The following is a 20147-nucleotide window of genomic DNA, read 5'->3' on the forward strand; positions in this document are numbered from 1 at the left end:
CTCCTCGATTAAGGCTTACTTCCCATATTGACCGTATTGACCATAAGAGCCATAGCCTCCATAATTTTCTAGTCGTTGCTCTACTTTGTTCAAAATAACACCAAGAAACTGAGTGCCACTCTGTTCCAATTGTTCTTTGGCTTTTTGCAAAAACTTACGACGAATAACGCCTGACTCTGTCACAAGGATTGCCCCGTCACAATGTTGCGCGATAATCGCAGCGTCAATGACAAGTCCAATGGGCGGTGAATCAACAATGACGTAGTCATAGACTTCACGTGTCATCTTAAGCATCTTATCAAAATTAGCATTCTGAAGTAAACTTGTTGGGTTTGGCGGCACCTGACCAGCTAAGACAACCATCAAGTTTTCGATATTGGTGTCGCATAACACATCCGTCAATTCACTGTTGCCTGACAGGTAGCTGCTAAGTCCAACAGTCTTTCCATTAACTTTAAAAGTCCCTGAAAGGACAGAATTTCGCGTGTCAGCATCTATCAGTAAAGTCTTAAAGCCACTATTCGCTAAGGAAATTGCTAAGTTGACAGAGGTAGTACTCTTGCCTTCGTTGGGCTGAACCGATGTAATGACAATTGTCCGAATGTTACGACCGCTAAACTGAATGTTCGTTCGAATGGCATTAAAGTATTCTTCAACGTTTTTTGCCAGTTGAACTTTTGATCTGACGAGTTCTAATTGAGGCATTATATTCTCCTATATTATCGATTTTTTTCGCGACTGATTAGTCCATTTCTGGAACTACACCCAAAAGCGTCATTCCAAGAACCTCTTCGATATCTTCAGGGCGAGTCACACGATCATTCAGTAACTCACTAATCAAGACAAACGCTACTGCCAAAAATCCTCCTGTCAAAACACCGAGCGAGACATTGCGTCGAATATTTGGGGAAGACGGTGCAGTAGGTGGTTCTGCCTCCTCAAGAGTCGTGACATCTTCTACTTTAGTGATTGTTTTAATCTTCTCAGCAGCGACTTCACGGACTGCATTGGTCAAATTGCTTGCTTCAATAGGATCCTGATCCTCAACGCTGATAGAGATAATCCGTGTGCCAGTTGGGGTACTGACTCGGACCTTTGAAGCAAGTGCTGATGGTGTTATTGTCAATCCTTTTTCAGCAACGACCGTCTGCATCACATCAGTAGACCTAATGATTTCCTGATAATCTTTAACCAGGTAATCCCCTGCCTGCAAATCTTGGGTACTGATTCCTTGCGCTTGATCTTTTTGGTTTACTACATAAATGCGAGTGGTCGAGGTATAGCTTGGCTTCATTAAAAAGACACTTACTCCCTGAGCCACTCCTCCAAAAATTAAAGACACAAAAATAATCAAGAATTTACGATTCCAGAGTTTTTTCAGTAGTTGTAACACATCAATTTCTAATTGACTGTTGTCTATCGTTTCCATATATTGCTCCTAGAGGTATTTATTTTCTAACAAAGTTTGGGCATTGTGATGAAAAAGATTGTCCGCATAATACTGACCATAATCTTTAACGATCTGTGCATAGGCTTCTTTCATATAGGGTCTACGAACACCTGTATTGTGCATGTCGCTTGCTATGATATGCACGAGTTTATTTTCCAAAAAGTATTTCGCACGTTTTTTAAACAGCTTAGCATCATCGCCGAAAAATTTAGGTTTGAGCAAGCTGAGACTGTTAACTTGAGTATAGCATCCCATCTTGATCAAATCATCGACGCGATCAGCTTCGTATTCAAGTGCTTGGTAGCGCTCGATATGCGCTACGATTGGAGTAATCCCTAAAAGAAGGACATTACTAAGAGCCGTATGTATTTCTTTCCAAGGCGTGCGAGAACTAAACTCAATGAGCGCAAACCGTGTCCCTGCCATCGTAGGCACCTCTTTTTGCTCAAGTTTAGATAGCAAATCCTCGGTGTAATAAAGCTCACCACCATAAAGCAAGGTCAGATCTGGCAAGATTTCTGCCACTTCTGCCTTCAGGATTTGAAAATGCTCCCAAATAACATTTTCAGGCGTTTCAAACATTCCCTTCCGACGATGAGAGGTCGCCACTATCGTACGAATTCCCTGATCATAGGCAAAGTTGAGAAGTTCTAAGCTCTCCTCAAGTGTTTTTGGACCATCATCTACCCCAAAGATAATATGTGAATGAATGTCAATCATCCTAATTCCCTTCTAAGGTCTTATGAATAGCTGTCTTGATTGTATTCAAGCTGGTTTCATCTACAGACATCATGTATAGACTAGCATTTGGCATGGCATAGGATGGCAATTGTCCAACTGATCCTGTTCCCTCCAAGGATTGAGAAACGATAGAGTAGCGTTTACCGCTTGCTAACTGATCGTTTGCTAGTGCTAGCATGACGCTTAATGGCATGTCCGTCTGAACAGACGTTCCTACACTGTCAATGATGCTGGTATAGCTTGCCAGAGCATTTACAGATGTTAACTTATTAATGATCGCTGCAATAACCTTATTGTGATTGCGGCCACGATCACGATCACCATCCGCAAGACTATAACGTTCTCGTACAAAGCCTAAGGCCTGTTCAGAATTCAGTTTTACATTGCCAACTGGGAAATGATAATTCCCATGTAGACTGGTAAATTCTTGGTCATTATAGACTTCGATACCACCTAAAGCATCAATCAGGTTTAGGAAAGATGTAAAATTGATACGTGCATAGTAGCTGATGTCAATATCATATAGATTTTCCAGTGTTTGGATAGAGGATTCGATCCCATACACACCAGAATGAGTCAGCTTGTCGTACTGATTATTCCCACCACCAGCAATCCGCACATAGGAATCACGCGGGGTCGTTGTCAAAAGGATTTGATTCGTACTACGATTGACTGTCATGATGATGTTAACATCTGATCGCGAAACTGAACTAATCGGACCATAAGTATCAATCCCACTGATATAGATATTAAAACTGTCACTTGCTGAGATAGTTTTTTCAGACTGGCCCGTCTTAACATCTTTTTTGATGGTGTAACTGTACAAGGTTTTTAATTTTTCAGCATAGCCTGAGTGAACTGTCTCTAACAAGTCACCGTAGGCGCTGTTTAACACCATAGCTTGTCCTTCACCAGCCAACAGTTTTTCATAGGCTTCCTGATAAGAGGCTACATCTTGACTTTCAAGGTCGAGATTTTTATCTGCCTTGAGCTGAGCTAGTAAAACTTCAATGTTTCTAGCATCACTATCCTTAGCTGTAAAAGCTGAGGACACTTGAGCGATATCATTAATGTCACTATCCGCAGGAACGACAATACTCATTACAGTTTCCGAGAAAGTCGCAGACTTGTTGAGCTTACCAGAGACATCAACTACTGTCTTTTGGGCATAAAGACCAAACCCAAGGAGAACTGATGCTACAGTTAGAAATATTCCTGTCAAGAGACTTGCTTTTCGGAATTTAATTAATAGGAAAAAAGTTATAAATAGTAACAAAAGAATAAGGGGAATAGCTAAAGAAATCCCCTTCACGACCAAAAAACCATGTTGATAGCCGACATATAAAAAGGCTATAGCAGTTGTAGTAAAGATGAGGAATAGAAAAAGATTTAACCAATTCACATTTTCAAACTTATTTTTTCCTCTTCTATGTCTGGAACGCCCTGTCATGCACTACTCCAATTCTTCAATGTGTATATCAGAACCATTTTACTCTTATATCCCTGATATGTCAAGGATTTTTCCAGGGTAAAACACCAAACGCATGAAACTTTCTTTAAGGTTAGTATCATTTGATTACTCTCAACCATCTACCAAGACTAGAGCAATTTTCATTTAAACATAGTGATTAACAGAGAAAAAGGAAAATAGTATTAGATAAAGTGATGATTTTTCATGCATTCTTGCCGCCTGAATCCCCTTCAGAACATCATGGGTTCACAAACGCATTTCTCACCTATGTTACTATGACTTTGATAATAGATTTGTTCGGAGATTCGTTAATTGTCATTCTAAAATTTCAAATTGCTGTTACAACCGACTCTCTTGGATGATAGATAAGTCTGACTTCTGAAACATTTACTGGTTTCCGAGTAAGTCTAATAGTTTCGTGTGATGTCATTTTTTCCATTCTTACTCTACTCTTGCAAAACTGGCTTATTTTAAGTCAAATACAAGGTCTTTGGTTGGACGAACCAGCCCACGCGCATGCAGTTCTTCTGCGATTTGAACGGAGTTCCAAGCAGCTCCTTTCAAGAGATTGTCTGAAACCACCCACATGTGAATGCCTTTTTCAGCATCTAAGTCTTTACGAATACGGCCAATAAAGGTGTCGCGGCTGCCAACTGCATTGATCGCTTGTGGATAGGTTTGTGTTGATACATCATCTTCTAAGACAGCTCCTGGGAAGCTTGCTATTGCTGCTCTGACTTCATCAATTGGTGCCACTTTTTGGGTCTCAATGTAGACGGACTCAGAGTGACCAGAGAGAACTGGTATTCGCACGCAGGTTGCAGAGACAGCAATGCTGTCGTCTTCCATGATTTTCTTGGTTTCATTGGTCATCTTCATCTCTTCGTAGGTATAGTCGTTGTCTGTGAAGACATCAATCTGTGGAAGAGCGTTGAAAGCGATCGGGTAGTGTTTCTTATCGCCACCTGATGGCAAGATATTCGCAGTCGTATCTTTAGGAGCAACACCTTCATTTAAAATTTGGCGATATTGGTTTTCCGTTTCATTGATGGCTGACTGTCCAGCACCTGATACCGCTTGGTAGGTTGACACGATAATGCGCTCCAAGCCCCATTTTTCACGGATAGGCTCCAAGGCCACCATCATCTGGATGGTTGAGCAATTCGGGCAGGCGATGATCCCTTTGTGTTTTTCAAGCGCGTGACTATTCACCTCTGGCACCACAAGAGGCACATCCTTGTTCATACGGAAAAAAGAGGTGTTATCAACCACAACCGCACCTGCCTTGACCGCATAAGGCGCATACTTAGCAGAGGTTGATCCGCCAGCTGAAAAGAGGGCAATGTCAACACCTTCAAAGGCATTTTCAGTTGTTTCTTCAATAGAGATTTCTTGCCCTTTGAAAAGAAGTGTTTTACCAGCCGAGCGGGCTGACGCCAAAAAACGCACCTGATCAATAGGAAGGCTTGACTCTTCCAACATCTGGATCATGCGTGTTCCCACAGCGCCTGTCGCGCCGACTAATGCAACGGTGTATCCCATATCATACCTCAACTTGTTTTCAAAATAATATAATAGGGTCATTATACCTTTTTTAAATGAATTTTTAAAGTATTCTGAATAAATTTTATACACCATCTTTAGCGGTTATAGATTTTGAGGTGGGAGCAAAGTCATCATAGCTGTCTGTCTTACTCTCAAACACTGGTTAGACAATCGAAAAAAACTCTCCTGAACGAAGGGCCTTGACTTGTGTCTGCTGATTCTAATAGTTTTCCCTAAACTGTCTAAACATTATTCGCCTTTTTCAATTTTACGATTTTTTTACAGCGTTTTCAAAACCATTTCATCCGATATTTGGTATAATGGGCTTATCACAATTTAAGGAAATAAAGGAGTTCCTATGAAAAAGAAACCTGCGATTGTTACAACGTCAGCTCTCTTACTTTCAACTTTTATGCTAAGTCAGGGGCAGGCAACAGTTTCTGCTAACACTTCAACACCAGCTGAGCCAAGCTCAGGTGTCAGCCCAGTTACCTCAACACCCACTGAAACAACCTCCGATGTTGAAGCAACTGCTAACTCAGGTGAGAGTATTAAAAACTCAGAACCAGCATCTGAGACTTCGAACAAGAATACCGCTCCTGCTGAGGCATCAGCCAGTGATACAACAACTATTCTGCATACGAACGATATACATGGGCGCATGCTGGAAGAGCGCGGTGTCATCGGGATGGCTAAATTAGCCACAGTTGTCGAAGAGGAAAAAGCAAAAACAGACCAAAAGACACTCGTGCTTGATGCTGGAGATGCTTTCCAAGGGCTACCGATTTCTAACGCCAGCAAGGGTGCTGAGCTTGCCAAGGCGATGAATGCGATTGGTTATGACGCCATGGCTGTCGGTAACCATGAGTTTGACTTTAGTCTCGAACAAGCTAAAGCCTATAAAGAACTTCTTAAGTTTCCAATTCTTTCAGCCAACACTTATGTTGATAATGTGCGACTTTTTGAAGCGTCAACGATTATTGACAAGACACCAGATGTGTCTGGAGATGAATTTGTTGTTATCGGTGTCACAACACCGGAAACATCTACTAAGACGCACCCTAGAAATGTGACAAATGTTGTCTTCGCTGACCCTATCTCTGAAGTAAAAAAAGTTATCGAGCAAGTGGAAAGCAACGCCCGCGCTGAAGGTAAATCCTACAACAACTATATCATTCTAGCTCACTTGGGTATTGATGAGAGCACACCTGTTGAGTGGCGTGGTGACACACTCGCTAAAGCTCTTTCAGAGTTTGAATTGTTGACTGGTAAAAAAGTTATCGTCATCGATGGCCATTCCCATACAGTGCATTCTGCCACTTTTGGAAGCAATGTGACTTACAGCCAAACAGGAAGCTACCTTAATAACATCGGTAAAATTACCATTAAAGATAGTGTGGTAACGCCTAGCTTTATTTCTGCTAATGATGCAAAATCGATTACACCAAACGAAAAAGTTGCTGCTATCGTGGCAGAGTCTAAAGCTAAGTTTGATGCTGAAAATGCTAAAGTCATCATAGAAAACAATACGGTTGAACTTAATGGCCAACGTGAAAACGTGCGTGTGCGTGAAACCAACTCCGGTAACATCATTACCGATGCGCTTTATGACTACGGTCAAACTGGTTTCAGCAAACCATCTGATCTCGCCGTCACCAACGGTGGTGGTATTCGTGAAACGATCGCTGCTGGCAAGCCTATCACCAAAGGAGACATTATCGCCGTTCTACCATTTGGTAACATTATTTCTCAAATCGAGGTCAAAGGTAGCCAGATTCGAGCAATGTTTGAAAGATCTCTGAGCTCCGCTCTCCAAAAGAATGAAGATGGTAGTTATATAACAGATAAAAATGGCCAACCACTCTTTGGTGCTGCTGGTTTCTATCTCCAAGTGTCTGGTGCTAAAGTTTACTATAACCCACTTGCCGAGGCAAATAACCGCGTTCTGAAAATTGAAATCCGCAATCGAGAGACTGGCGGCTACGATGCTTTGGACCTTGACAAGACTTACTACCTTGCAACCAATGACTTTGTCGCTGCTGGTGGAGATGGCTATGATATGTTGGGTGGCGCTCGTGAAGAGGGGCCTTCCATGGACGAAGTTTTCGCTGATTATCTTGTTAAGACCAAGGATCTCAGCAAATACGCAGCTATTAATAGCAATGAACGCGTGATTCCATTGACACCTGAAGCTGATAGCGATGGTGACGGTATGTCAAATATCGATGAACTTAATAAGGGCAGAGATCCGTTTGTCAAAGACAATCCCGCTGCTCCTAAGCCACAACCTAAGCCTAAACCAGAAACAGTTCCTCCATCTCAAGCTGAGAAGAACACAAGCAGCTCAAAAACAATCAATATGAACCTGCCACGATATGATGCCGCAGGGCAAAGTTATGGTCACAAAGAAGTCAGCAACACTAAACTAAGCTCGTCTTCAGCTAAGACTTTGCCAAATACAGGCAGCACAACATCCTTTATCTCCCTTCTAGGGTTGACTATCTTGTCTGGCCTTGGTTTCGTAAAAGCTAAAAAAGATTAATCTTAGAACCTGTGTTCACAAGTAAGATACTTTGATTCAGGAGAGCATTTTTCGATCATTGACGTTTTTTGAAAGAATACTGACTGTATTTTGTAAAAATGAACGGTGATTGTCGGACCCCCTCCTTAAATGAAAGCGTTGCTGTGAGTGCGGGTTCTTCGTTGGTCAAAATGCCCGTTCCCTTTTCTTATTTAGCGTCTCATTCTCACTTGACCGTAGTTTTTTTCTGCCGTTATCACTATTGTTAAGGTCTTAGTTGACCTGCTCTTTTCCAAGAAAATCAATAATCGTGATCCCAGATCAATTTTTCAAAGATTTCATTTTTTACTGGATATTTTGATTAAAAAAGAGTAAACTATTTCTTTATGAAGAAAGGAAGGCTCAAATGAAAAAAGGATTTGATAGCGAGAAATATCTCGAGGAACAAAGTCGGTTCATCATGGAGCGTGTGACCGCCCACGATAAGCTTTACTTGGAATTTGGTGGCAAATTGATTGGTGATTTCCACGCTATGCGAGTGTTACCTGGGTTTGATCCTGATGGTAAGGTCAAACTTCTCCACAAATTGCGCGATCAAGCAGAAATCATTATCTGTATTTACGCAGGTGACTTAGAATCCAACAAAGTCCGTGGTGACCTAGGTATTACCTATGATCGTGACCTCCTGCGAATGATTGATGATCTGCGCTACTGGGATTTGCAAATCAACAGTGTATTGATTACTCGTTTTTCTGGTCAGCCTGCTGCTAGTCAATTTAAGACCAAACTGGAACGTCATGGTATCAAGGTCTACACCCACGGCCATACTGAGGGCTATCCCTTTGACGTTGACACTATTGTCAGTGAAAATGGCTATGGCAAAAATGCATATATCGAGACTACCAAACCGCTTGTCATTGTGACTGCTCCTGGAGCCAATAGCGGTAAACTGGCGACCTGCCTTAACCAGCTCTATCACGAGGTGCAGCGCGGTCGCAAAGCAGGCTATGCCAAGTTTGAAACCTTCCCAGTCTGGGATCTGCCACTCAAACACCCTGTCAATGTGGCCTACGAATCAGCCACTGCCGATCTTGAAGATATTAACTTGGTTGATCCTTACCATTTGGAAAAATATGGTGTATCTACGATTAACTACAATCGTGACATTGAAGCTTTCCCTCTCCTTCGTCGGATTTTGACCAAAATCAACGGTTCTGATATCCCTTACTACTCTCCGACTGACATGGGAGTTAACCGAGTTGGCTCTGCTATTATTGACGACGCAGTTGTTCAAGAAGCGGCTAAACAAGAGATTATTCGTCGCTACTATGCCTTGCAGTGTGACTACAAAAAAGGAACCACAAGCCTTGAAGCAGCCCAGCGTGGCAAGCTTATCATGGATGAAATGGGTCTCAGTCCAAAAGACCGTCCTGTCGTTGCCGCAGCTAATGATCGTAGTCGCGAAATCAAGGTACCTGTCGTTTCGATCCAACTGTCCGATGGACGTCTCGTTACTGGTAAGCGGAGTAGCACCATGACTTCTGCTGCGGCCTGCCTCCTCAATGCCCTCAAAGAAATGGCTAATATCGGAGAGGATCTTCACCTTATGCCACCGGTGATCTTAGATACCATTAACAAGCTCAACCACGATAAGCTCAAGAATACTAGTAAGATCTTGGACTGCAAAGAAGCCTTGATTGCCCTAAGTATCTCAGCAGTGACAAATCCTTCTGCTGAGGCAGCCCTCCTTCAAGTTGAAAAACTTCGTAACCTTCAAGCTCACAGCAGTGCTATCCTGCCAAAGGCAGATGAGGAAATTTTCCGTGATCTTGGTATCATGGTTACAAGCGAGCCTCAGTTTGCCACAGAGAGCCTCTACTACGACGTTTAACATTATAATCTTAGACCTAAAAAGCCAAACCTTGTCATTGAAGGTTTGGCTTTTTTAAGACTTTTGATTAGAGCAGGTCCTGTAAAGGGCTAAAGATAATGCGCTCGATGTCTGCTAAATAGACAGATAGTTGCTGTTGCTTGGTAAAATATTCCGCCACAACAGGATTTTCTTGTAATTGCGCACTCATAGCCTGCATGCGTTCTTGCAAGTCTTGACTTGGAGCTTGACCTGTTTGCATCAAGCCTTGTAATTCACCTTGAAAGGCCGTGTATTCTTTGAATAAATCGCTCGCTGCCTGATCTGCGTCAATCTGAGCTTTCGCGTCTGCGACTGCCTTATATTCTGGTAATTGACGCAAAGCGCGCTCAAGGCCATTGGCCAAATCATAAATGTTTTCTTGCATTATTTTCTCTCCTTTATTAAGATACAAAGGGCGTTTAGAAATGCGTTGGAAAATGGCGGTAAGTCAGTCATCTTCGATGACGTTGACGTACCCCGGCCAAGACGACTAGGATTTCCACAGATGAAATCGAAGGAAATCCAGACGGCTACGGCCCTAACCATACCAAACTCCATTTAGCTTTTTTAGCCCGTGTTCAGTTGTTAAGATACAAAGTCCGTTAGGAAAAGCGTAGAAAATGAAAAAATTGACGACAAGTGCAAACACTCTGGAAAATTTTTGAATTTTATCTGACTTTTTAGACTGTGTTTCTTTTTTCCTTCGTTAGATGTTATTTTTATAGAGTATAAACACGAGTCAATCTATAAAAACCTGATAATCCGTTGCTTTTTCGATGATTTCTTTAGAACGGAGCTGATCAGCCTGAGTTTTGAACGTAATCTGGAGGATTCCATGAATGTCCTCACGGTTTTCTTCGTTAATCCTCAAGTTCATCAGAGAAGTTCCACGTAATAATTCCATGATTTTAAGGATTTCATCCTCCTCGTCAGGAATATTGACATAGAGATCAAAGAAGCTATCTACACCACCTCGCTTGTGAATTTCCATTTCCTTACGGATTTGACGACCTTGGTCAAAAAAATCCCAGATAGCCTCTTGGTTGTTCGTAGCAATGAGGTCTGCGATCTGATCCAAGCGTTTTTTGAAATCTGAGATTCGCTCCAGTATTGGTTCCTTATTGGTCGCCAAAATGCTGGTCCACATGCCAGGCTCAGACTCTGCAATCCGTGTCATATCGCGAAAACCACCAGCTGCTAAGTGCTGGGTCATGGCATGACTATCACGGTAATCACCCGCCTGAAGCATAAGACTTGACGCCAAGACATGAGGAAAATGACTAACCTGTCCAGTCACCTGATCATGCTCAGCCGCATCCATTTGAGTAAAACGCACATGGAGACCCGAAAGGAGGTCCTCCAACTCCGAAATGGTTTCGGAGTTTGTCAATCTGGATGGCGTAAGAATATAATAAGCATTCTCAAACAGATTAACATCAGCGGCATGCGCTCCAGATTTGTGACTACCTGCCATGGGATGACTGCCAACAAAGCGAATAGCCTTGTTAGCAAAAACTTCCTCAGCCTTTTCAACAATAGCTAACTTAGTCGATCCTGCATCAGTTATCAAGACATCTGGCTTTAACGGGAGTTGAGCCAGTTGCTCCATAAAATCAAGTGTTTGCTTGATAGGAACAGCTAAGATAATAACATCAGCCTGAGATACAAAAGCTGCAAAGTCATCTGTCACCTCATCCACCATGCCACGTTCCATAGCCACACGACGGGATTTTTCTCCACGATTATAACCGAGAATCTGGTAATCGGGATGGTCACGCTTGATGCCCAGAGCAATGGAACCACCAATTAAGCCTAAACCTGCAATATAAACAGTTTTGGTCATGTTAAAACTCTTTCACATAAGTTGCGTGGGCTTGAACTGCCGCTTTTAACTCTTCTAGGTTGTCAGACGAGAACTTGTCAAGCACTTCCGTTGCGATAATAGTCGCTACGACTGATTCCATGACAACTGCTGCTGCTGGAACAGCCGTTGGATCAGAACGCTCTACTGTTGCCTTATAAGGCTCATGTGTCGCAATATCAACACTCATGAGCGGTTTATAGAGGGTTGGAATCGGCTTCATAACCCCACGAATAACCAATGGTTCACCGTTAGTCATGCCACCTTCAAAACCACCGAGGTTATTGGTTCTGCGAGTGTAGCCATCTTGCTCAGACCAGAGGATTTCATCCATGACCTGGCTTCCTCTAAGCTGCCCCGCTTTGAAGCCGACGCCAAACTCAACACCTTTAAAGGCATTGATGGAAACAACACCCTGAGCCAGTTTGGCATCTAGCTTCTTATCCCACTGGACAAAGGATCCAAGGCCGACAGGTACACCACCGACCACACATTCGATGACCCCACCGATGGTGTCTCCTTCTTTCTTAATCTGATCGATGTAGGCCTTGATTTCCTCCTCACGCTCCTGGTTAACGATAGAAACCTCAGACTTCGCTGCCAAATCCTTGATTTGACGAACGGTCAAGCCATCTGGCACTTCAACGTCAATCCCTCCGAAGGTGACAATATGGCTAGCCAGCTCAACACCAATTTCTTCCAAAAGGCGCTTGGCAACAGCACCAACTGCCACGCGCATGGTTGTCTCACGCGCTGAAGATCTCTCTAGGGAATTGCGCAAATCTGAAAAGCGGTACTTGATGCCACCAACCAAGTCTGCGTGACCTGGACGCGGCTTTGTGATTTTTCGCTTAGTCTTGAGCTTGTCCTCAATATCGGCCACAGACATGATGTCTAACCATTTTTCATGATCCTTATTGGTCACATTTAGGGTAATCGGGCCTCCCATAGTCAGTCCATGGCGGACACCTGATGTGATTTCGACCTGATCGCTCTCGATTTTCATGCGCCCACCGCGCCCATAGCCCCCCTGACGACGTTTGAGCTCAAGGTTTATGTCCTCTGCAGTCAGAGGAAGTCCAGCTGGTACACCTTCAATAATCGCAGTCAAACGCGGTCCGTGTGACTCTCCCGCTGTTAAATATCTCATCTATTTCTCCAAATACTCTTTCATCTCTTCAAGGTCAATCGCATTCAGCCTAGCACGACCAAGTTCTGGTACGATAACGGTCTTAATCTTACTACCACGGGCTTTCTTGTCATGTACTAGCGCATTGTAGAGTGCGTCTATTTCCCAAGGTTCATAATCTGTTGGCAAGCCAAACTTTTGACACATGGCAATGATTTGATCTGTTATTCCGACAGGCATGAGGCCTTTTTTCTCAGCCACACGGGAAATCTGCACCATGCCGATGGCCACAGCCTCACCATGCATGATCTTACCATAACCAGCAGTCTGCTCAATCGCATGACCAATCGTATGGCCAAAATTGAGGTAAAGACGAATGCCATTATCCAGCTCATCTTCAACCACATGCTGACGCTTAACTTGACAGGAATGGTAAATGATCTGTTCAGCATTAGGCAAAATATCTTCCACACCAGACATGCTCTCTAACAAGTGCCAGAGTTGCTTATCCGCAATCAAACCATACTTGATCACCTCTCCCATCCCTTCGATTAGTTCACGACGCCCTAGCGTCGAAAGGACTTCTGGATCAATCAGGACACCGTCTGGCTGGGCAAAAGTGCCGACCATATTTTTCGCAAAAGGAGTATTCACACCTGTCTTACCGCCAATCGAAGAATCCACTTGGGCAGTTAAGCTGGTCGCGATTTGCAAGAAATGAATCCCCCTCATGTAGGTCGAAGCTACAAAACCAGCCAAATCCCCGACAACACCGCCACCTAAGGCAACGATCCCATCTGAGCGAGTCATACCTGCCTTGACCAAGAATTCATAAACTTGATGAACCGTCACTAAATTCTTCTGCGCTTCCCCTTCTGGAAAGTCAAAAACAGCCACCTCAAACCCTGATTCTTCAAAGCTAGCCTGCACCTTCTGGGCATAGAGCCCCTTGACACGATTGTCTGTGATGATGACTACCTTTTGAGGCTTCCATAAATTGGCAGCCCACTGTCCTGCTTTAGCAATGCTGCCTTTTTCAATCACAATATCATAAGGATGATGAGGTAGATTTACTGATACTTTCATAACAACTCCTTGGGTTTTACCAAACATAGATTTCCAACACAATGATTGATTTATACTCTCTAAAAATCAAAATCTCACGAGCGGAATACGCCCTAAACTCTAGTTGCGAATTTTGCTCGCTTACGAATACAGATATCTTTAAGGCTTTTCACACTCTCATATCTTATATTTCAGCAAGAGAGGTAATACTTGACTTGCTCGGAAACTCGTTAAAAAGCTATTTTCCTTTCATAATTGATCGTTCTCAGTTTTCAAATTGCTGTTACGATCAGCTCTCTCAGGCGTTAGAAAAGCCTGAACTCTGAAACCTTTTTCGCTTCTGAACAATTTTATTTTAACATTTGATTTTGACGCGTATTCATCATTATCTCATAGCATAATACGGAAAGACCCTAGGAAGCATCTCCCTAGGTTCTGGTTTTGACCACTTCTTCTAGCTGTGGCCAGATCAAATCAACTGGCATCGCTTTACCAGTCCAGAGTTCAAAGGCCAGAGCTGCTTGATGAAGTAGCATTCCCAAGCCATTGATAGTAGGCAACCCTTCAGACTTTGCACGCTTTAAGAGCGGCGTTTCGAAAGGATGGTAAATGATATCAGCCACTAAGAGATTGGCAGGCAATTGAACCTCAGCAGGCAAGGGATAACTATGTCCATCCATACCAAGACTGGAACTATTTACCAAGAGTGAAGACTGCTTCAGTAGCCTTTGGAGCTCTTCTGACTCATTCAAAGCGGTCACTGTCAGCTCAACACCAGTCTGAGCCACAATTGGCTCTAGGCTTCGGCTTACTTTGGTCACAGATTGTTGGCGGCTAAAGACATGGATCGCACGCGCACCGTTAAGAGCTGCCTGAGCGATAATAGCTAGGCCTGCTCCACCTGCACCGATAATAGCCATTTCCTGCCCAGCCACTGAATACTCACCTAGGCTAACCAAAAATCCCTGACCATCGGTATTATGACCGATGAGTTTACCACCAGAATTGACAACTGTATTGACTGCGCCAATCAGGGCTGCTTCAGGACTCAATTCATCTAAGTAGGGAATAACAGCTGATTTATAGGGCATAGACAAGTTGATCCCAAACATGTCATAGCGACGAACATTTTCAAGTGTCGCTTGCAAATCGGTCTCTGCAATATCCCAAGCAACATAAACTCCGTTCACAGCCGTGGCTTCAAACGCAGCATTGTGGATCATCGGTGACAAACTATGCCTTATGGGCCGTGCAACAACTGCAGCCAGTCGCGTGTAACCATCAATCTTCATTTAAAATGTCTCTGATTTTGACCATATCTTTGAGGTCTACTTGGCCTGGCGCGGATGGTTCATCCACACAGGCAAACGTCCACGAAGACCCCGTTAATAGCGAAGAAAAGCGAGTGATTCTTCCCAATTTCCCCATAGACATAGTTGCGAAATTTTGCTCAGGATTCAAGCCTTTAAAACCACGGGTAAAATTCATGAGATCCAAAACATCTTGTTCACGCTTAGGTGTCACAGCTAACTTGACCATTTTAGGAGCTAAGGAGGTCATCTCTGACATGATTTCCATCAAATTCTCAGGCGTATTTTCAAAGTTATGATAACTTAAGACTAGATTTGGAAACTCAAGCATTTGGTCAAAGACATGTCGATAAGAAAAGTACTCGAAATCAATATAATCCGGACTATAAATCTGATTGATTTCCTTTAGAAAATCAACATACTCTTGCCCATCCAATTCAATATGACCACCTTCTGCCACTGTTCTTAGCGTAAAAATCACTTCGCGACCAACAAATTTTTCAAAAACCGCTGGAGCCACATGAAGAATCTCCTCTTTTGGCAAATAGTCTGCTCGCCACTCAATCAAATCAGCTTGTTCATAGCGAGAAAGGTCTAACTGTTCAACTTCTTCAAGCGAAGTTGGTATGATTGATACAACAATTTGCATAGTTTAAATCCCAATAGTAAACACCTTTAAGTAATTACTACTTTCATCTTTTTTATTGATTTGAAAATCAGCAGGCAAGCGATAGGTCTGCACATAATTATGCGCCTGACTGCCAAATCCTTTTTCAATTTGTTCTTTAAATTTGGAGATGGTCAGATTAGCCGCATTAGTAGAGGCAATCAGAATGCCATTAGGGTTCAAAATCTCCAAACTTTGAGCAATCAAATTGTGATAATCTTTTGCGACCGAGAAAGTTTTCTTCTTGTTTCGAGCAAAACTCGGTGGATCAAGGATAATGACATCATAACTCAGGTCATGTCGCTTAGCATACTTGAAGTAGTCAAAGACATCCATAACAACAAAACGATGATGATCCAGCTCTAGATGATTAGCTTCAAAGTGAGCTTGGGAAAGCTCTCGACTGCGTTTGGCCAGATCAACTGACGTCGTCTCAGCCGCTCCACCCATTGCCGCAGCTACCGAAAAAGCTGCTGTGTAGGAAAACAGATTGAGCACTGATTGACCAGCTGCCAAGCCATCAACTAAGCTTCCTCTCACCTCATGTTGATCCAAAAAAATCCCTGTCATGAGACCATCGTTCAAAAACACCTGATAGCAAACACCATTTTCTAAGACAGTAAAGGTTTCTGGCGCTTCCTGACCAAATAAGTGCTGACTTTCATAATCAAGTCCTTTGAACCGGATTTTTTCATAACCACCCTTGATCTGAGGAAGTGCCTTTTGAAAAGCCTCTATGATGACCGCTCTTTGACTGTATATAAATTCATTATACCATGAAAAGACTGAATAGCCATCATAAAAATCAATTGTAAGCCCACCAAAACCATCACCATCTTGATTAAAAATACGATAAGCAGTGATCAGCTTTGATTCATGGTAGGCCTGACGTTTATTCCAAGCCATTTGAAATAAAGTTACGAAAAAAGCTAAATCAAGTTCTTCTTGCTGACGAGTAATTACCCAGCCAGCCCCTTTGTTTTGAGCTGAAAGATAGCCTTTAGCTAAAAATTGCCCCCTAGACCCTTGAAACTCAACCCAGATATTGTCCAAATTATTGTCGGGTAAATCCCCTTTTTCAATCAGATTAATCCCTTTTAAAACTTTTTGCTCGGCAGACTGATTTAAGCTTATTTTCTCCATATTAAAAAGTATACCAAATTCTCCTTCTTTTCTCAAAGCATAGGTCAATCTTAGCCTATTTTTCAAAATATGTTATAATTTTAGATAAGATTTTAAACGTTTTAGCCTACACACATGATAAGGATTTTAGTAAGTGAATACTTTTTTTAAAAATCTAAACAGATTTGTCAGTACCCGATTCGGATTAGTACTGACCCTCGTTTTTTTGATTTGGTTTAAGACACTCTTAGCCTACTTCTTTGTCTTTGATTTGGACCTTGGAGGAGTCTATCAGCATGTTTTAGCCTTTATTAATCCAGTTGCTACCTCCCTTTTTTTCATCGGATTAGCACTTTACATCAAAAATACAAAAGCCTTCTACATTACATCTTGGCTGTTGTACATACTTGTCTTTGCTTGGTTATTTTCAAATGTTATTTATTACAGGGAGTTTAGTGATTTTATAACGGTCAATACAATGCTGGCCTCATCTAGTGTCTCTGCTGGTTTAGGTGAAGCTGCTCTTAAACTGTTTCGTTTTATTGATCTGGTGTTCTTCTTTGATTTTTTCCTTTTTGGTTACTTGATGTTTAAGAAGAAAATTAGCTTTGACCAGAGACCATTTGACAAACGCTCAAGTTTTGCGGTAACTGCCTTATCAGTTATGATGTTTTCTGTCAATCTCTTCTTAGCAGAGATCGATCGCCCTGAACTATTAAGCCGTGGCTTTTCAAATACCTACATTGTCAGAGCTCTCGGCCCGAATGCTTTCTTGGTTTACAGTGCCAATCAAACCTATAGCGCTAGTCAGGACAGAGCCGGTGCAACTGAAGAAGACCTAATTCCTGTCGAGGCTTATGTGTCTGAAAATTACGCTAAACCCAACAGTGAGTATTACGGCATCGCCAAGGGGCGAAACGTTATCTATATGCACTTGGAAAGCTTCCAGCAGTTCTTGATCGACTACCGTTTAGAAAGCGACGGGCAATCCTATGAAGTCACTCCGTTTCTAAATTCTCTTTATCATTCCAATGAAACACTGGCCTTTTCCAATTTTTTCAACCAAGTTAAGGCAGGAAAAACATCGGATTCTGAAACGCTTCTAGACACTGGCCTTTTCGGTCTTTCCCAAGGTTCCTTTATGGTGACCTATGGCGGTACCAACACGCAAGCAGCAGCGCCTAATATCCTATCGCAACTTGAAGGCTATAGTAGCGCGGTTTTTCACGGTAATGCTGGCAGTTTCTGGAATCGCAACCAAACGTATAAACAGTGGGGCTATGACTATTTCTTCGACGCCTCTTACTTCTCAAAACAAACCGAGGAAAATTCTTTCCAATACGGACTCAATGATAAAATCATGTTTAAGGATTCAATCGAATACTTAGAACATTTGCAACAACCTTTCTACACGAAGTTTATCACGGTTTCCAACCACTACCCTTACACAACGAGCTTGGTTGGCGATGAAGTCGGCTTTCCACTAGCCAAAACAGAAGACGAAACCATCAACGGTTACTTTGCCACAGCTAATTATCTAGATTCTGCTGTCAAAGCTTTCTTTGATTACCTGAAAGCAACCGGTGTGTACGAAAATTCTATCATTGTGCTTTACGGTGATCATTATGGGATCTCTAACTCGCGAAACCCTGATTTGGCACCACTTCTTGGGAAAAATTCAGAGACCTGGTCTGGCTATGATAATGCCATGCTCCAACGCGTGCCTTACATGGTCGTCATCCCTGGAATGACTAAGGGAAAAATTATTGACACCTATTCAGGCCAAGTGGATGCCCTGCCTACCTTGCTGCACCTTCTCGGAATTGATTCTAGTAAGTATCTCCAGGTCGGACAAGATATCCTCTCTCCCGACCACAACCAAGTGGTTGCCTTGCGGACCTCTGGTTATTTCATCACGCCAACCTATACCAGTTACGGTGGCCGAAATTACTACACCGAAACTGGTGAGGAGATTACCGTTCCCGATGAAAGCACAACTGCTGCTCTTCAACTCGCTCGTGATACTGCTGCTTTACAGCTCAAAATCTCCGATGCCATACAGACAGGTGACTTGTTGCGGTTCTACAAAGGAAGCGGATTGAAAAAGATTGACATTTCGGAAATCTCTTATCTTAATTCTTTAAAACAAGAACTTGCACGAGAAAAAGAATTGGGCGATGCTTCAACCAGCATCTATACGAAAAATGGCAACAAGTCCACGGTTGACTTATTTAATTCACCAAGTTACCGAGCACTACACCCAGAACAATTTGAACCTCAAACAACTACTAGCACCTCAAGCTCAGAAGAAACAACAGCCTCTAGCACAACGGTACCGACGACTGAGTAGTGCTCTGAGAAAATAAATTTTAAGGGAATAGAAAGTTTTTTGAGCAGATTAGCTACTTGCCAGTAGAAGATCAATAACTTACAGAGACTGGGAGCAAAAGCACTCAGTCTCGTTTTCTTTATAGTTTGAACAGTTTGACGCACGGCTACTCTTCTCAAATCGGATCAATGCAATATACCTAGAAAAGGAAATACAACTATGGATAGCTTTTCACAACTTTGTAGTGATTTTACTAAGTTATCACCAGTGGAGGTAATTGCTCTTGGTGGTTCACGATCGGGTACAAATCACGATCACTCTTCTGACTATGATCTATATATCTATTGTTCTTCGATTCCTCCAATTGAAGACCGTCAAAACATCATAGAAAGACACTTTCGTTATTTTGAAATAAATAATCAATACTGGGAAACAGAAGACGACTGTACACTAAACGATGGGATAGATATTGATATTCTTTACCGCTCAATGAAAGATTTCGAAAATGGTGTGGCAATCGTCGTCGAAAAGTTTATTGCTGGAAATGGTTACACAACTTGTTTCTGGCATAACCTAATGCCTTCAAAAATACTATTTGACCCCCAAAACAAACTTAAGAAACTGCAAGAACGATTCGATGTGCCTTATCCTGAAATGCTCAAAAAAAATATTATTTCGAGAAACTTTAACTTACTAACTGGTAAATTACCGTCGTATGATAGACAAATTATAAAAGCCGTCACTAGGCAGGATTTCGTGAGTGTTAATCATCGCGTATCTGCTTTTTTGGAATCTTATTTTGATATTATATTTGCACTTAATGAACTGACTCATCCCGGCGAAAAGAGGATGATCTCATACGCTAAAGAGCAGGCAAACATCCTCCCTAAAGACTTTGAAACCAATATTTTAAAATTATGTAGTATAAACTCACAAAATAGAGAGATAGCTGTTGAAGACTGTCTTAATGGCATTATTTCAAACCTTAGAGAGGTCATTGATAAAAATATTCGTTAAAAAGATG

The 20147-nt window shown here is 42.3% G+C and carries 16 protein-coding genes; 4 read left to right on the forward strand and 12 right to left on the reverse strand.

What is annotated here, in order from left to right; genetic code table 11:
- Positions 1-15: 15 nt before the first annotated feature.
- The 5 genes from A3I5_RS0101700 to A3I5_RS0101720 all read right to left on the reverse strand — a co-directional run bounded on the left by A3I5_RS0101700 (position 16) and on the right by A3I5_RS0101720 (position 5204).
- Positions 16-705 (reverse strand): tyrosine-protein kinase, encoded by a 690-nt coding sequence (locus tag A3I5_RS0101700; RefSeq protein ID WP_018372890.1) that lies wholly within the window; start codon positions 703-705, stop codon positions 16-18.
- Positions 706-742: 37 nt separating this feature from the next.
- Positions 743-1429 (reverse strand): Wzz/FepE/Etk N-terminal domain-containing protein, encoded by a 687-nt coding sequence (locus A3I5_RS0101705; protein WP_018372891.1) that lies wholly within the window; start codon positions 1427-1429, stop codon positions 743-745.
- Positions 1430-1438: 9 nt separating this feature from the next.
- Positions 1439-2170 (reverse strand): capsular polysaccharide biosynthesis protein Cps4B, encoded by a 732-nt coding sequence (cps4B, locus tag A3I5_RS0101710; RefSeq protein ID WP_018372892.1) that lies wholly within the window; start codon positions 2168-2170, stop codon positions 1439-1441.
- 1 nt (position 2171) lies between these two features.
- Positions 2172-3641, reverse strand: a complete 1470-nt coding sequence (cpsA, locus tag A3I5_RS0101715; RefSeq protein ID WP_018372893.1) for an LCP family glycopolymer transferase CpsA — start codon at positions 3639-3641, stop codon at positions 2172-2174.
- Positions 3642-4127: 486 nt separating this feature from the next.
- A complete protein-coding gene (locus A3I5_RS0101720) occupies positions 4128-5204 on the reverse strand; it encodes an aspartate-semialdehyde dehydrogenase (protein ID WP_026216870.1) in 1077 nt (358 codons plus the stop codon).
- Between the two features lie 361 nt (positions 5205-5565).
- Between A3I5_RS0101720 and nt5e the strand changes: the two genes are divergently transcribed.
- Together nt5e and A3I5_RS0101730 are read left to right on the forward strand one after the other, a co-directional pair.
- Positions 5566-7749: a cell surface ecto-5'-nucleotidase Nt5e gene (gene nt5e / locus A3I5_RS0101725; RefSeq protein WP_018372896.1), complete on the forward strand. Its 2184-nt coding sequence runs from the start codon at positions 5566-5568 to the stop codon at positions 7747-7749.
- Between the two features lie 385 nt (positions 7750-8134).
- Positions 8135-9619: a DUF1846 domain-containing protein gene (locus tag A3I5_RS0101730; RefSeq protein WP_018372897.1), complete on the forward strand. Its 1485-nt coding sequence runs from the start codon at positions 8135-8137 to the stop codon at positions 9617-9619.
- A gap of 67 nt (positions 9620-9686) precedes the next feature.
- On the opposite strand, the gene A3I5_RS0101735 is transcribed toward A3I5_RS0101730, so the two are convergent.
- The 7 genes from A3I5_RS0101735 to A3I5_RS0101770 form a co-directional block, all read right to left on the reverse strand.
- Complete coding sequence (locus A3I5_RS0101735; protein ID WP_018372898.1) at positions 9687-10025, reverse strand: YlbF/YmcA family competence regulator; 339 nt, start codon at positions 10023-10025, stop codon at positions 9687-9689.
- Between the two features lie 354 nt (positions 10026-10379).
- Complete coding sequence (locus tag A3I5_RS0101745) at positions 10380-11483, reverse strand: prephenate dehydrogenase (protein ID WP_018372900.1); 1104 nt, start codon at positions 11481-11483, stop codon at positions 10380-10382.
- Between the two features lies 1 nt (position 11484).
- Positions 11485-12651, reverse strand: a complete 1167-nt coding sequence (gene aroC, locus A3I5_RS12535) for a chorismate synthase (protein WP_018372901.1) — start codon at positions 12649-12651, stop codon at positions 11485-11487.
- Entirely contained in the window at positions 12652-13716 is a 1065-nt protein-coding gene (gene aroB, locus A3I5_RS12540) for a 3-dehydroquinate synthase (protein WP_018372902.1), read from the reverse strand.
- A gap of 407 nt (positions 13717-14123) precedes the next feature.
- On the reverse strand, positions 14124-14987 hold the full coding sequence (locus A3I5_RS0101760) for a shikimate dehydrogenase (RefSeq protein ID WP_018372903.1): 864 nt from the start codon (positions 14985-14987) through the stop codon (positions 14124-14126).
- Complete coding sequence (locus A3I5_RS0101765) at positions 14977-15654, reverse strand: type I 3-dehydroquinate dehydratase (RefSeq protein ID WP_018372904.1); 678 nt, start codon at positions 15652-15654, stop codon at positions 14977-14979. Before A3I5_RS0101765 ends, A3I5_RS0101760 begins: the two co-directional genes overlap by 11 nt.
- Positions 15655-15657: 3 nt before the next feature.
- Entirely contained in the window at positions 15658-16815 is a 1158-nt protein-coding gene (locus A3I5_RS0101770; RefSeq protein WP_018372905.1) for a class I SAM-dependent rRNA methyltransferase, read from the reverse strand.
- Between the two features lie 133 nt (positions 16816-16948).
- On the opposite strand from A3I5_RS0101770, the gene A3I5_RS0101775 reads away from it, so the two are divergent.
- Both A3I5_RS0101775 and A3I5_RS0101780 read left to right on the forward strand, forming a co-directional pair.
- On the forward strand, positions 16949-19144 hold the full coding sequence (locus tag A3I5_RS0101775; protein ID WP_018372906.1) for an LTA synthase family protein: 2196 nt from the start codon (positions 16949-16951) through the stop codon (positions 19142-19144).
- Between the two features lie 198 nt (positions 19145-19342).
- Positions 19343-20140 carry a DUF4037 domain-containing protein gene (locus A3I5_RS0101780; RefSeq protein ID WP_018372907.1) on the forward strand — a complete coding sequence of 266 codons (798 nt, stop codon included), beginning with the start codon at positions 19343-19345 and terminating at the stop codon, positions 20138-20140.
- Positions 20141-20147: the final 7 nt, after the last annotated feature.

The organism is Streptococcus merionis DSM 19192, assembly GCF_000380085.1.
Classification (GTDB): Bacteria; Bacillota; Bacilli; order Lactobacillales; family Streptococcaceae; genus Streptococcus; species Streptococcus merionis.

Bases quoted from the DNA above. Each gene is read 5' to 3' on its own strand.
- A3I5_RS0101770 (WP_018372905.1), bottom strand. From the start codon at position 16,815: ATGGAGAAAATAAGCTTAAATCAGTCTGCCGAGCAAAAAGTTTTAAAA.
- A3I5_RS0101745 (WP_018372900.1), bottom strand. From the start codon at position 11,483: ATGACCAAAACTGTTTATATTGCAGGTTTAGGCTTAATTGGTGGTTCC.
- A3I5_RS0101760 (WP_018372903.1), bottom strand. From the start codon at position 14,987: ATGAAGATTGATGGTTACACGCGACTGGCTGCAGTTGTTGCACGGCCC.
- A3I5_RS0101730 (WP_018372897.1), top strand. From the start codon at position 8,135: ATGAAAAAAGGATTTGATAGCGAGAAATATCTCGAGGAACAAAGTCGG.
- A3I5_RS0101720 (WP_026216870.1), bottom strand. From the start codon at position 5,204: ATGGGATACACCGTTGCATTAGTCGGCGCGACAGGCGCTGTGGGAACA.
- A3I5_RS0101700 (WP_018372890.1), bottom strand. From the start codon at position 705: ATGCCTCAATTAGAACTCGTCAGATCAAAAGTTCAACTGGCAAAAAAC.
- A3I5_RS0101735 (WP_018372898.1), bottom strand. From the start codon at position 10,025: ATGCAAGAAAACATTTATGATTTGGCCAATGGCCTTGAGCGCGCTTTG.
- cpsA (WP_018372893.1), bottom strand. From the start codon at position 3,641: ATGACAGGGCGTTCCAGACATAGAAGAGGAAAAAATAAGTTTGAAAAT.
- aroB (WP_018372902.1), bottom strand. From the start codon at position 13,716: ATGAAAGTATCAGTAAATCTACCTCATCATCCTTATGATATTGTGATT.
- aroC (WP_018372901.1), bottom strand. From the start codon at position 12,651: ATGAGATATTTAACAGCGGGAGAGTCACACGGACCGCGTTTGACTGCG.
- A3I5_RS0101765 (WP_018372904.1), bottom strand. From the start codon at position 15,654: ATGCAAATTGTTGTATCAATCATACCAACTTCGCTTGAAGAAGTTGAA.
- cps4B (WP_018372892.1), bottom strand. From the start codon at position 2,170: ATGATTGACATTCATTCACATATTATCTTTGGGGTAGATGATGGTCCA.
- A3I5_RS0101705 (WP_018372891.1), bottom strand. From the start codon at position 1,429: ATGGAAACGATAGACAACAGTCAATTAGAAATTGATGTGTTACAACTA.
- A3I5_RS0101780 (WP_018372907.1), top strand. From the start codon at position 19,343: ATGGATAGCTTTTCACAACTTTGTAGTGATTTTACTAAGTTATCACCA.
- nt5e (WP_018372896.1), top strand. From the start codon at position 5,566: ATGAAAAAGAAACCTGCGATTGTTACAACGTCAGCTCTCTTACTTTCA.